This window comes from Microbacterium sp. NPDC056057 (genome assembly GCF_042266945.1).
Lineage (GTDB): Bacteria > Actinomycetota > Actinomycetes > Actinomycetales > Microbacteriaceae > Microbacterium > Microbacterium trichothecenolyticum_C.
On the sequence record NZ_JBHJWS010000003.1, the window covers coordinates 902,285 to 915,663 of the forward strand.

The window sequence follows — 13,379 nt, forward strand, 5'->3', positions numbered from 1 at the left end:
GATGGCAGAGGTCTATCGCGACGCCCTCGGCATCCCCCACATCCGCGCGACGGACGTGGGCGACCTCGCCGAGGCGCAGGGAGAGGTGACGGCGCGCGACCGCGGCTGGCAGATCGAGGTCGATCGGCTGCGTGCGGCCGGGCGACTTTCGGAGCTGATCGGCGAGGCGGGCGTGGCGTGGGACGCCTTCGCGCGGCGCGCGCGGCTCGACGACACCGCGCGCCGGGCGCTGAAGGGGACGGATGCTGAGACCCGCGCGTTCGTCGCCCGCTATGCGGCGGGGGTACGGCGTGGCATGGCCGACGTGGGCGCGGGGGCGACCGAGTTCGGGGCGCTCGACATGCTGTTCGGCGACGCGCGACCGCTGGAGCCCTGGGAGGATCACGACCCGCTCGGGGTCCTGCACGTCGCGCACGCGCTCTTCTCGACGTTCCCTGTGATGCTGTGGCGCGAGCACGTCGCCGCGACGCTCGGCGACGCCTGGGTCGACGCGTTCGCGGGGTACGGCGACGGCGGCGACGAGACGCTGCCGACGTCGGGCAGCAACGCGTGGGCGCTGCACGGCTCGCGGACCGCGAGCGGGATGCCGCTGCTGGCGGGTGACCCGCACCGCATCTTCGAGTTGCCGGGCGTCTACCAGCAGGTGCGGCTGGCGTGCGACGAGTTCGACGTCGTCGGCCTTGCGTTCCCGGGCGTGCCCGGGGCCCCGCACTTCGGACACAGCGGCGACGCCGCGTGGGGCGTGACGAACGCGATGGCGCACAGCGTGGACGTGTTCCGAGAACGGTTGCGGCGCGTGCGCGCCGGCTACGAGGCACTGGGGCCGGACGGCTGGCGCGGCGTCGACGTCGAGCGCTCAGTTATCCGCGTGCGCGGCGGCGACCCGGTCGAGATCGAGGCGATCGAGACGGAGCGGGGCATGGTCGTGACCCAGCTCCGGGCGGACGGCGACGAGTTCATCGGGTGGAGCGTGCGCATGCCCGCGCGCACGAACGCCGACCTCGGGGCCGGCGCGCTGCTCGGCTTGCTGCGAGCGCGGTCCGCGTCCGATGTCATGGCGGCCTTCGGGCGATGGGTGGACCCCGTGAACCGCGTGCTCGCCGCGGACCGCTCGGGCACCGTACTCGCCGCGACGGTGGGCGTGACGCCCGACCGGCCGCGCCCCGAGCGTCGGCTGCCGTTGCGCGCCGAGTCGGTGGAGCCGGTGCCGGATCGAACGGGCGCGCGCCCACTCGAGGTGACCGACGTGGAGGTGGATGCCAACGAGCGGCCCCGGCATGCGGCGATCGACCTCGGATGGGCGTACTCGTCCCCGCATCGGGCCGATCGCATCGCCCTCCTCCTCGAGGAGCTGCGACCCGGATCGGTGGACGAGTTCGCGCCCGTGTGGGGCGACACGGTGAGCGGCTCGGCGACCGCGCTGCTCCCGTTCGTACCGCGCGGGGCTTTGCCGCCGCCGGCTACCGCGGTGCGGGACGCGCTCCTGGAGTGGGACGGACGGATGGACGCAGCATCCGTCGCGGGCGGCATGTTCGCGGCATGGCGAGCCGCCCTCGTGAGACGAGTGGCCGCACACCCTGCGCTGGCGGCACTGCACGCGCCGCACGGCTTCGGTGCGGTCTTCGACCCGTGGCTCGGGGTCACCGGCCAGGTCGCCGCCGCGCTGGCTCGGCTGCTCGCGCACCCGGCGTTGCGTGACGACGTGGACGCGTTGGCGGCCGCAGCGCTCGACGACGCCGCCGACGCGGCCGAATGGGGCGCGACGCATCGCCTTCTTCCGGTGCACGTGCTCGGCGACGTGCCGGGCGCGACCGATCCGGGCGCGCACCTCGACGTGCCGCTGTCAGGCGACGGCGACGCGGTGCGGTGTACCGGCTCGACCCCGGGTCTCACCGACCGGTCGTGGCGCGGCTCGGTCGCGCGCTGGGCATGGGATCTCGCCGACCGCGAGAACAGCCTCTGGAGCGTGCCGTTCGGCGCCGCGGGAGACCCCGCCTCGCCGCACTTCGCCGACCAGCTCGCGGGGTGGTCCGAGGTCCGACCCGCGCGGGTCGCGACCGACTGGGCCCGCCTCCGTCCCGACGCCCCGACAGGAACCTCATGACCAACCTCACCACCGATCGCCTCCTGAGCGGACCCGCCGGCACCGTCGTGCACACAACCGACGATCCGGTGCTCGGCCGCGTGGAGATCGCCGCGCTCGACCCCGTCGCCGACCTTGCCGTGATCCACCGCTGGGTCACGGCCCCCACCGCTCGGTTCTGGGGCCTGGGCGAACTGACGGCTCAGGAGCTGAGCGACCTCTACGCGTACGTCGACCGCCTCTCGACCCACCACGCGTTCCTCATCCGGCGCGACGGCTTGCCGATTGTGCTGCTGCAGACGTACGAGACCGAGAACGACCCGCTCGGCGCGGTGTATGCCGCGCAGCCCGGGGATGTCGGCATCCATTTCCTCCTCGGCGACCGCGGCGCGCCCGTGCGCGGCTTCACCACCCGCGTGGCGCACGTGATCGCCGGTTTCCTCTTCTCCCGGCCGGCCGTGGACCGCATCGTGATCGAGCCCGACGTCGGCAACGACCGCGCCGTCGCGCGCGCCCGCCTGTTCGGGTTCGCGCTCGGCCCGCAGGTCGAGCTGCCCGGCAAGTCGGGGCAGCTCGCGTTCCTCACGCGAGAGGCGTGGGAGTCGGGCGGCGCGCGATCGTAGACGTCAGCCGCGCAGGCCGACCTTGGGCTTCGCCCACGAGCGGCCGCGGGTGTCCTTGAGGATGTCGTACTCGACATCGACGTGCGGCTCGATGGCGCTGTACTTGTCGTTCGGCGCACCGATCACGAGCTGGAAGCCGAGGCCGCGCCACGCGCCGATCGCGCGCTTGGTGAAGTGCGCGTCGGCCTTGATCAGCGCCTCATCCATGAACACCGGGGCATAGCGCGGACGCACCGCACCGGCATCACCGAGCTGATAGCGCAGGGCGGCGCCCACGATGAACGCGATCAGCTCCTGCGACTCACCGCCGGACTTCTCGCCGATGTGGTCGTAGAGCGCGACATGCTGCTTGTTCGCGGCGTCGACGCGCTCGGCGCTGACGCGCACATGGTTGCGCACGTCGATCAGGTCGCCGAAGTCGGGAGCCGAGCGGCGCATGTGGCCGATCAGCTTCGACATCCGCCGGTAGACCTGCTCGCGCTCCTCGTCGGACGACGCCGCCTCGATGAGCGCACGCACCTCGCGCAGTTCGCGACGGAAGCGGCGGCGCGCCTCCGACTGGTTCTCGCGCGTCGTGATCTGCAGGCGGTGGTCGTCGTCGTAGAACGGCAGGTCCTGCATGATCTCGTTGATCGGCTCGATGCGATCGCGGATCTCACGGATCGACCGGCTCAACGTCGAATCCAGGTTGGTGAGGTCGTTGCCCGACAGCTTCAGCAGGCTGTCGCGCCACTCGGCCTCGAGCTCATGCAGCCCACTCGTCCTGAGCGCCTCCAGGATGCGCTCGAAGTCGTCGACGGACGCGTCCGGGTCGGGCAGCAGGTTCGGGTTCGGCCAGCGCTCGAGGAAGCTCACCATGGTCCGCCGCACGCTGTCGCGCTGCTGCTCGAGCGAGTCGGCGGCAGCCCGGCGGTCCTCGGTCAGTCGCTGCGCGGCGGTCGTGAGCGCGGCGACGAAACCGGCCAGCGCGTCCGATGCGCTCGCCGGCCGCGACGTCTCGGTCAGGCTGAAACGGTCGTCGAGGAATGCGATCTGCTCGGGGCGCAGCATCCGTCCCGCGTCTTCCGCGGCGTCGATCACCGTCTGGTCCGCGTCGACGTCGTCGATGACGTCGCTCCACTGCGACTCGATCTGCTCGCGCTCGACCGTGGTGCGCGCGATCTCTTCGCGCAGGCGCGCCGCCTTGCCCTTGGCCGCGGCGATCTGCCCCTGCACACGGGCGATCTCGGGATTGGATGCCGTCACGTCGTCCTGCACGGCGAGCCAACGGTCCCGCTCGGCCGTGACGGCGGCGACGTCGACCTGCTCCCAGGTGAGATCGCGGACCTTCGCGTACACCGCGAAGCGAGCGTCGACGGCGTCCAGCGCGGCATCCGCCCGCGTGCGGTCCTCCGCCGCGCGCTCGAGCCGCGCACGGGCGTCGTCGAGCTGCCGCGCGAGGTCGGCGAGCCGCCGGTCGTTGGAGAACCCGAGCACGTTCTCACGGCCGTGGCCGCCGTGCGCACCACGACTGCCCTGCGACATCTGACCGGTGATCGTGAGCGCCATGCGGTGCTGCGACAGGCCGGTGGCGGAGTCGACGCACACGAAGCCGAAGCGGTCGGCGAGGCGCTCCTGCAGCCAGCCCGTGAACGGCGTGCTCTGGTAGTCCAGGCGACCGGGCAGCGTGGTCGTGTCGCGCAGGTCCGCCTCGTCGAGTCCGGCGTGAACCCCCTCGTAGCGCAGCCGCACCGGCGTGCGCACCGCGTCGATCGCCGTGCGGAATCGCCCGAGATGATCCACGTCGATGAGGAGCGTCGTCGCGAAACCGCCGAGCGCGAGGTTGAAGGCCTCGCGCCACGGCTCGAACTCCGTGCGCACCTCGACGAGCTCGCCGACGAAGGGCAGGTCCTCGACCTCGATGCCGGCCGCGCGCGCCACGAGCTCGCGCGATTCGTGCAGCGCCCGCGGGATGTTGCCCTGCAGCCCGGTCGCCCGCCGCACCTCGGCCTCCAGCTCCGCGATCTCGCGGGCCGCGGACTTCTCCGCCGAGATCGCCTCGGCGTACGCGGCCCGCACCCCACCCTTCGCATCGCGGTCGGCGAGGCTCTCGCGGGCGCGGTGCATCAGCTCCGCGAACTCGGCCTGCGAGGCCGCGTCCTCGCCGATCGCACGCAGGTCTGCATCGAACCCCACGCGCCGGCTTTGCGTCGCGGTCAGCCGCCGCTCGACTTCGCGCAGTTCCCGCTGTGCGGTCTCGAGGCGATCGCCGCCCGAGAGCCGCAGCACCTCGACGAGCCCGTCGCGCTCCGCCTCGGCGGCGTCGGCCAGCGCCCGCTTCTCGCGAAGCGTGGTGTCGGCCGCATTCTTGCGGTCGCGCAGCTCGGTCTCGACCTCGCGCAGCATGCCCAGTCGCCGATCGGCGCGCCAGAGCGTCGCCAGCGATGCCGGGTCGGAGAACTCGCCGACCTCGTCGATGAGCCGCACGCGCTCGAGCGCCACCGCGATCTTCTCGCGCAGCTCGCGGATGGGCTCGAGCGCGCTCACCTGCTGGCGCGCCGTCAGCATGCGCGTGCGCGTGCTCTCGAGGCCGTCGAAGTGCGCGACGACGGCGTCGGCAGTGGTCATCGTCTCGGGCTCTTCGAGCACGAGACGCTTGTACAGGTCGTCCACCGTCGTGATCTGCTGGCCGGCCTGGATGCGGGCGAGCAGGCTCATCGCCTTGCCTCCCGCGCCCGCGGCGCCGATCCCGAGCACGGCGTGCAGTCGCGCCGAGAACTCGCGATCTGTTCCGACGGGGTCGAGTCCGGCGTTGCGGATCGAGAGGTCGGAGAGGCGCAGCGCCGCGGCCTCCTGGAGCGAGCTGAGATCGAACGCCCGGTCCGTCGTCGCGCGGACGCGCACGGTGTCTTCGAGCACGCGAGCGCCGGCCGGGATGTACCACGCGCGCACCGCCGTGAAGCGGGACCCGTCGTGGTCGACCCACGTCATCGCGACGGCGGTCCACGTGTCTTCGCCGTCGCCGCGGAGCACGCGCATCTTCGTGCCCTCCTCGGTGCGCGACTCGTCGAGCTTGCCGCGTCCGTAGGAGAGGATGTTGCGCTGCTCGTCGCCGCGCGGACGCCCCGTCACTCCCCCGTTGGACGCGCCGTTGAACGGCGTCGTGTGGGGCATCATGAGCGCGATGTACGCGTCCATGAGCGTCGACTTGCCCGAGCCCGACCCGCCGCACAGCAGGGTCGCCTCAGGCGAGAACCGCACGCGGTGCGCGCCGTCGTAGCCACCCCAGTTGACGAGCTGCAGATCCTCGGCGAGCCACTGCTGCCCGCGCGATGCCGCCGGGATCAGCCCGAACAGCGTGTCGAGCATCGTCACAGCGCGGTCTCCTCGAGGTCGTCTTCGTCGTCTTCGTCGGCCTCGTCGAACACATCGACGGCGGCGACGGATGCTGCGCCTTCCGCGCGCGCCGGATCAGACTGCGTGCGCAGCCAGTCCCGCAGCTCCCGCAGCTTCTCGGCGCTCAGCACGATCTCGACGAGCGGGCTGATGCGGAACCGGCCGGTGGTCTCCTCGTCGACGATCCCGTCGCGCGCGAGCCGGTCCATGGCCTTGCGGATCGAGCGCTGCCGGCGAGCGGTGTCGCCGTCGGCGTCCACGAAGTAGCTCATGACCGTCTGCTCGACGTCCTCGATGTCGACGCGGGCCGCCGGTTCACCCGCGGCCGACTCGCGCTGATAGACGGTGCGCAGGTGCACGAGCACGAGCGTCTCGGAGCGCGTGTACGGGGCGTCTCGGAGCAGGATCGGCATCTCGAGCTCGTCGGAGCGCACCTGCTGCTTGTAGGCGACGCCGCGGTCGTGGTCGACCACGAGGCGCACGAAGAGATCGTTGAGGCGCGACTCGATCAGCTGCTGGTTGTCGAGCAGCACCGTCCACTCGTCGCGGTTGCGGTCTGCCAGGAGGAACCGCCGCTGCAGGACGTGCACGAACACGCGCCGCACCGAAGGGTCGAGCACGCCGCGGTCGCCGGGGAAGAGCTCGTCGAGGTCGTCCTCCATCGCCGCGGGTGCGATGAACGCGTCGCTCGCGGCGGCATCCTCCACGGCGATGTCGGTGGCATCGAGATCGCCGGCCTCGAGATCGGCCTGCGTGGCGGTCTCAGTCATCGTCGTGCTCCTTCGCGGTGCGGGCGGTCACGGATCCGAACGCGAACCGGCGCGTCGTCCCATCGGGGCGCAGGGCTTCGACGACGGACACCCCGCCGTGTTCGCTCATGCCGTTGCGGTGGGCGATCTCGAGGAGGCCCACGAGGTCCACCGGCCGTCGGGCCTCGTCATCGGCCCCCTGGAACGCGTCGCCCAGGTCGAACTCGTCGCCGAGGCCGGCGACATAGGCCTCGAGCTCGGCGTACCGGGGTCCTCCCCACGCGCGGGTGTCAGCATCCGTGAATTCCGCGTCCTCGTCCGTGGCGGTGAGCGGAGCGGGCGCGCCGGGAGGACGGATGTCGCTCACCGACTGTCGCAGATGGCCGATGTCGGCCATGGGGAGGCTGCGCAGGGGCTCGACCGACGCATCGGAGGACGAGCTGCGGGTCCACGTCTGCAGACCCGACATGACGTCGCGGAGCAGATCGTCGACCTGACGGTCGCGGATCGGGTCGTGGGTGCGAACCTGACCGGTGATGACGCGGGAGGCGCGGCGCTGCGCGGTGAGCACCTCCTCGACGCCGAGCTCGACCCGGCGGCCGATGGCATCCAGCTCCTTGCGCTGCTCGCCGTCCATGAGACGCGTGAACGGCTGCGCGAGCAGCGTGTGCAGCTGCTCGGTGAGGCTGTCGATGCGTTCCGGATCGCCGATGAGACGCAGCGCGCCCGCGAAGGCGCGCCCCTCGACGGTGGACTGCATGACGTGCTGCCCGCGCTGAAGGTACTCGCGCAGCACCTCGCCGGTCGGGCGGACGTCACGACGCAGGTCGGCGACGACGTCGCGCTGCATGGCCTTGATGGATTCGGCCACCCGAGTGAAGTCCGCCGGGAGCTCGCGCGCCAGGTGCAGCACGTTCTCTGCCTCTTCGAGGAGCTGCTCGTCGTCGATCGGCTCGGACTGGCCGAGCTCGAGGCGGGCGATCTCGGCGTCGAGCGCGTCACGCTCCTTGATGAGGCGGGCCATCCGGACGGCGGGATCCGTCTCGGCGTGATCGGAGAGGCGCTCGACCGCCTCCAGCAGCGTGCGGACACGCGAGTTCGAGACGCGCGTCCGGCCGCCGGCCGTGCGTCCCGTGATCTCGAGCGCGCCCACCGCGTGCGCGGTCAGGCGGTACACCTCGGTGTCGCCGTCGATCTGCGGCACGAGCCATCCGACCCGCACCCAATAGCGGCAGATCTCGCGGGCCGTGCCGACCGGGAGCGTGCGATCGCCCTCGTCGTAGCCCGCGGCGCGAAGCTCGTCGAGGATCTCGGCGACCTCGGCGTGCGCATCGGAGATCTCGACGGACGGGCGATCGACCGTGAACACGATCGAGAGAGCCGCGACCACGAAGGGCGCATAGCGACCGTGGAGCAGGTCGAGGGTGGGGGTTCGGAACGCCGCGAGAGCCCGCAGATATGCCGCCTCGGCACGAGTGTTCCCCATCCCGTCCAGACTACCTGGGGCGTGCACAGGACCACGATTCGGGTCAGGGGCGACCTTATTATTGGACTCGATCCACTATCCCCCGGAGTTTCTCTTGCGTCGCACCCTGCTCAAGTCCAAGATCCACCGCGCCACCGTCACCGGCAGCGACCTGAACTACGTCGGCTCGATCACGATCGACGCCGATCTGCTGGACCTCGCCGACATCGTCGAGCACGAGCAGGTGCACGTCGTCGACGTGAACAACGGCGCGCGCTTCGAGACGTACGCGATCGCCGGCGAGCGCGGCACCGGCGTGATGCAGATCAACGGCGCCGCGGCGCGCCTCGTCCACACCGGCGACGTCGTCATCGTGATGTCGTACGCGCAGTACGAGCGCGAAGAGGTGCTCGAGCACCAGCCCATCGTGGTCAACATCGATGAGTCGACGCCCGGCGTGCGGGAGAACAGCGCGGTGCGCGTGCTGACGCACGCGGGCTGACGCCTCGGCTCCACTCCAATCGAGTCTGGGCCGGACCTGTACAAGCGGACCACGCCGGTCATAGGGTGCCGTCAAGCCCTGTGTCCGTGACCCTCGCCCCCAACGGCGGTCCAGCGCACCGGATCCCGACGAAGGGGTGCAGAGCATGGCCAGACGTGAGCCGCGGCGAGGCGAGACCTCACGCTCACGGTTCCCGCGACGTGGGATCGCAGCATCCGTCTCCATCGCTCTTGCGCTGCTCGGCGCCGTCGCCGCGCCGTCGCTGGCGCACGCGGACGGACCGACGACGTTCAGCAACACGGCGTCGATCGCGATTCCCGCGGCGGGATCGGCGAACCAGACCGGTCCCGCGAACCCGTATCCGTCGAACATCACGGTGTCGGGGTTGGCGGGGCTCGTCACGAAGGTTCAGGTGGTCTTCCACGGCCTCACGCACGGGGCGCTCAACGACGTGGACGCGCTGGTCGTCGCGCCCACCGGGCAGAACCTGGTCGTGATGTCGGACGTCGGCGCGCCGAACACGCTCACGACGTCGACCAACGCGACCCTCACTTTCGACGATTCCGCCGCTGACGTCGTGCCGAGCGGCAGCGTCCCGACCGGTTCATATCGTTCGAGCAACAACGGCAGCGGAGACGCCTTCCCTGCGCCCGCGCCCGCACCATCCGCGCAGACGACTCTTGCGGGAGCGTTCACCGGCATCGCCCCCAACGGCACCTGGCAGCTGTTCATCGTCGACGACACGTCGGGAGATCTGGGAACGATGGCAGGCGGATGGAGCCTCGTCATCACGACCGAGCAGGCCGCGGTGGCGACGACGACCGCGGTGACCACGTCGGGCACGCCGTCGAAGACCGGCGACCCGGTGACCTTCACCGCGACGGTCACCGCCGGGGGCAACCCGGTGACGACGGGGAGCGTCGCGTTCACGGCGGACAACGCCGCCCTCGGCGCCCCCGTCGCACTCAACGCCTCGGGACAGGCGACCATCACCACCAGCGCCCTCGCCGAGGGCACCCACGCGATCGTCGCGACGTACGCGGGGAGCACCGGATTCCTGGGGAGCAACGGATCGGTGTCGCAGCGGGTCGACAACACGACCGTCGTGACCGGGAACACCTTCTGCAACCCGGGGGCGTTGACGGTTCCTCAGGAAGGAGCATCCGCTCCCTATCCTTCGAACATCACCGTGTCAGGGCTCGCCGGTCCGGTCACGAAGGTCACCGCGACCCTCAACGGGATCTCGCACACCGCTCCGATCGACCTCGACGTCATGCTGTCCGGCCCCACGCCGTCGACGAACCTCCTGCTGATGAGCGACGCCGGTGGCACCACACCCGTGAGCGGCGCGAACGCGGTCTTCGACGACGCCGCCGCCGGTTCGGTGCCTGCACCACTCGTCTCGGGCACGTTCCGACCGACCGACCTCGACACAGAGGGGACGGATGCTGCGTTCCCCGCGCCCGCTCCGGCCATCAGCGCGGCGACCACCCTGGCGACGTTCAACGGCGGCAACGGGAACGGCGTCTGGAGCCTGTGGGTGGTGGACGACGCGGGCGGCGACGCCGGGTCGATCAGCGGCGGGTGGTGCCTTACTGTCACGACCGCGAGCGCCACCACGACGGCGCTCACCTCGAGCGTGAACCCCTCCTTCTTCGGCGACTCCGTGACGTTCACCGCGACCGTCACGTCCGGCGGCTCGCCCGTCACCGGCGGGACCGTCTCGTTCGCCGACGGAGCCACGCCGCTCGCTTCGAGCGTCCCCGTCGACGCCAACGGGATGGCGACGTTCACCACGAGCGCGCTCGGTGTAGGCACGCATGCCCTCACCGCGACCTACTCGGGAACGCCGGCGTACGCCACGAGCAGCGCGAGCGTCGATCAGGTGGTCGGTCTCGCTTCGACGAGTACTTCCCTCACATCCAGCCTGAACCCCTCGCTCGTCGGCCAAGCCGTGACGTTCACCGCGACGGTGACCGCCGGCGGATCGCCCGTCACCGCCGGAACGATCTCGTTCGCCGACGCCGGCAGCCCGCTCGGCGGCGCCGTCGCGCTCGACGCGAACGGCACAGCGACGCTCACCACCAGCGCGTTGCCGGCCGGCACGCATCCCCTCACCGCGACCTACTCCGGAACGGCGGCGTACGCCACCAGCAGCGGCAACCTGGACCAGGGCGTGCTGACCCCCGCGGTCTCGGTGGCGGGCGGACCGTACTCGGTGGCCGAGGGAGAGAGCCTGGCCCTGGACGGCACCGGGTCCAGCCCCGGAGCCACATACGAGTGGGACCTCGACGCGGACGGCGACTACAGCGACGCGAGCGGCCTGACGCCCACACTGACGTGGGATCAGCTCGAGGCGCTGGGCATCGACGACGGCCCGTCGAGCCACACCATCGCCCTTCGAGTGACGCTCGGTTCGCAGCAGAGCACCTCCACCACCAGCCTGACCGTCGTCAACACGGCGCCGGACACCGTCGTGACCGGCAACCTGACCGCGACAGCCGGAACACCGTTCACGATCAAGGTCGGGGCGGACGACCCGTCGTCCGCCGACATGGCCGCGGACTTCACGTACACCGTCGACTGGGGCGACGGCTCGCCGGTCCTGACGGTCGTCGGCCCGGCGGATCCGCCGGTCACGCACACCTATGCAGCGGCCGGCACGTACACGGCGTCCCTGACGTCGACCGACAAGGACGGCGGTACCGGGGAGGCGCTGACGATCGTCGTGGTCGTCGCGGCGGCGCCGGTCACGACGCCTCCACCGACGCCCCCGGCGTCGACTCCGCCCGCCACCGGAGGTCTGCCGCCGACCGGTGCGGACTCGTCCGCCGCGCTCCTGGCCGCAGGGCTCCTGCTCCTCGTGGGCGCAGCGATGGCCGCGTACGCGAGGCGGCGACGCTCGATCCGCTCGTAGGAGACCGCGGCGCGGCGAGATTTCTCATGGCACCACGAATCAGGTTCGCGTGCTCAATCTGTAGTCGGCATATGCGGAGAGATGAACAGCGTGTAGCCCACCGACGTCGGCCACGGGGATCACGTAGTAGTCCAACTCCCCGTCAATGATGAAGAATTCGTCGATCTCGTCGGTGCTATAAGTCCTCCGACCGCCATGAGCGGTCGACAAGTAGACCTTCCACGACCCGTTTGCTCGTGTGGTCGTCGTCTTCACCTGGACCCGACGGAATTCTTTGGCTCCCGAGACGACAAGGTCGTACCGACACGGTTCCAAGGGCCAAGACACTTCCCAACCGCACATGGTGCACCAGCCCGCCGCTAGGAGCGAGCCCGCGCGGGCAAGGTTACTGAGATCCGGCTTTGGGTTTGGCCGCACTGCGATAGGCGTTCTGCTCAAGTGGTCCGTGTCGAGGCCGAGTCGCGCGGCATGCCCTCTCGCAGTCACGAGCGCAGATGCATCTTCCAGACACAATTCCTTGGCGACATCATCCCAATCCGCTGCAGCCGCCACGGCCGCGCGAAGCCGATCATCGGAAAACCCCCGCGGAATCGAGAAGTGGTCGTACCCGAGGCCGAGCCGATCCGCGTGCGCCCGAACCGATCGCATTGCGCTTCCTGAGGTCGCGACGAGTCCCAGCGCGAGAAGGGTTCCTCGCCACGATCTCGAATGTGCCACCGCGTAGCCAAGCTGCTCGTCGGTGTAGCTGCGATCCCTCGCCATGCGTTGAGCGTAGAAGGGGCATCCGACTTCCTCACGGCTCGCGCGCGATGGAGGAAACGAAGAAAGGACCGGCTCTCGCCGGTCCTTTCGATTGATTGGTCGGGATGACAGGATTTGAACCTGCGACCCCCTGACCCCCAGTCAGGTGCGCTACCAAGCTGCGCCACATCCCGTTAGCCCCCGCTTGCGCGTGGACAACTCCCCCATCCTACCCGCTGCGCGGACGCCTCGCGAACCGAGGGACGCCCGGGCGTGGCATCCGTCGATCGCTTGCCCATGTCGGTGGGGCGCAATAGCGTCGCGACATGGCGAACATCACCATCGAACCGGCCACCGCAGATCGCTTCGACGACGCGCAGCACGCGCTGAGCGGCGGTGGTGACGGACGCGGCTGCCAGTGCCAGTGGTGGATGATCACGAACGCCGAGTGGCAGAAGACCTCGCAGGAGCAGCGCGAAGGTCTCCTGCGCGACGAGATCGACGCCGGTCCCCCTCCCGCTCTCATCGCGTACGTCGACGGCGAAGCGGCCGGCTGGGTGCGGATCGGGCCGCGCACGAAGCAGGTGCGGATCGGTCGCACGCGCAACTTCACGGACGCGTCGCAGGAGCCCTGGGACGACGCCTCCGTGTGGTCGGTGAGCTGTTTCGTCGTGCGCAAGGACCACCGCAACCAGGGTCTCAACGCGAAGCTCCTCGACGCGGCGATCGATTACGCACGCACGAGCGGGGCCCGCGTGATCGAGGCATACCCGCTCGACCCCGACGCCGGAAAGAAGATCCCCGCCAACGACCTGTTCCACGGCGTGCTGTCGACGTTCGAAGAGGCCGGGTTCCGCGAGGTGGCACGGCCGAAGCCGCACCTCGCGATCGTGTCGCTCGACCTCGCGGGGTGAGTCCGAGACG

At 70.6% G+C, this 13,379-nt stretch carries 9 protein-coding genes and 1 tRNA gene; 5 read left to right on the forward strand and 5 right to left on the reverse strand.

Annotated elements, in window-relative coordinates:
- Position 1 precedes the first annotated feature (1 nt).
- Both ACFC1K_RS16195 and ACFC1K_RS16200 read left to right on the forward strand, forming a co-directional pair.
- A complete protein-coding gene (locus ACFC1K_RS16195; RefSeq protein ID WP_375872375.1) occupies positions 2–2,104 on the forward strand; it encodes a penicillin acylase family protein in 2,103 nt (700 codons plus the stop codon).
- On the forward strand, positions 2,101–2,706 hold the full coding sequence (locus tag ACFC1K_RS16200) for a GNAT family N-acetyltransferase (RefSeq protein ID WP_375872376.1): 606 nt from the start codon (positions 2,101–2,103) through the stop codon (positions 2,704–2,706). The genes ACFC1K_RS16195 and ACFC1K_RS16200 overlap by 4 nt, the downstream gene beginning before the upstream one ends.
- Before the next feature lie 3 nt (positions 2,707–2,709).
- On the opposite strand, the gene ACFC1K_RS16205 is transcribed toward ACFC1K_RS16200, so the two are convergent.
- Genes ACFC1K_RS16205 through ACFC1K_RS16215 form a run of 3 tightly spaced genes read right to left on the reverse strand, consistent with a single transcriptional unit; the run spans position 2,710 to position 8,316 of the window.
- A complete protein-coding gene (locus ACFC1K_RS16205) occupies positions 2,710–6,060 on the reverse strand; it encodes an ATP-binding protein (RefSeq protein WP_375872377.1) in 3,351 nt (1,116 codons plus the stop codon).
- Entirely contained in the window at positions 6,057–6,851 is a 795-nt protein-coding gene (locus ACFC1K_RS16210) for a DUF4194 domain-containing protein (RefSeq protein ID WP_375872378.1), read from the reverse strand. Before ACFC1K_RS16210 ends, ACFC1K_RS16205 begins: the two co-directional genes overlap by 4 nt.
- The gene (locus tag ACFC1K_RS16215; RefSeq protein WP_375872379.1) at positions 6,844–8,316 is read right to left on the reverse strand and encodes a DUF3375 domain-containing protein; all 1,473 of its coding nucleotides are present in this window, start codon (positions 8,314–8,316) and stop codon (positions 6,844–6,846) included. Before ACFC1K_RS16215 ends, ACFC1K_RS16210 begins: the two co-directional genes overlap by 8 nt.
- Before the next feature lie 94 nt (positions 8,317–8,410).
- Between ACFC1K_RS16215 and panD the strand changes: the two genes are divergently transcribed.
- Positions 8,411–8,797, forward strand: coding sequence for an aspartate 1-decarboxylase (panD, locus tag ACFC1K_RS16220; protein ID WP_375872380.1), 387 nt, complete (start codon positions 8,411–8,413; stop codon positions 8,795–8,797).
- A gap of 145 nt (positions 8,798–8,942) precedes the next feature.
- A complete protein-coding gene (locus tag ACFC1K_RS16225) occupies positions 8,943–11,714 on the forward strand; it encodes an Ig-like domain repeat protein (protein WP_375872381.1) in 2,772 nt (923 codons plus the stop codon).
- Between the two features lie 39 nt (positions 11,715–11,753).
- On the opposite strand, the gene ACFC1K_RS16230 is transcribed toward ACFC1K_RS16225, so the two are convergent.
- Positions 11,754–12,476: a group I intron-associated PD-(D/E)XK endonuclease gene (locus tag ACFC1K_RS16230; protein WP_375872382.1), complete on the reverse strand. Its 723-nt coding sequence runs from the start codon at positions 12,474–12,476 to the stop codon at positions 11,754–11,756.
- Between the two features lie 96 nt (positions 12,477–12,572).
- A tRNA-Pro gene (locus tag ACFC1K_RS16235) sits at positions 12,573–12,649 on the reverse strand.
- A 132-nt stretch (positions 12,650–12,781) separates the two neighbouring features.
- Between ACFC1K_RS16235 and ACFC1K_RS16240 the strand changes: the two genes are divergently transcribed.
- Positions 12,782–13,369 carry a GNAT family N-acetyltransferase gene (locus tag ACFC1K_RS16240; RefSeq protein WP_375872383.1) on the forward strand — a complete coding sequence of 196 codons (588 nt, stop codon included), beginning with the start codon at positions 12,782–12,784 and terminating at the stop codon, positions 13,367–13,369.
- Positions 13,370–13,379 lie beyond the last annotated feature (10 nt).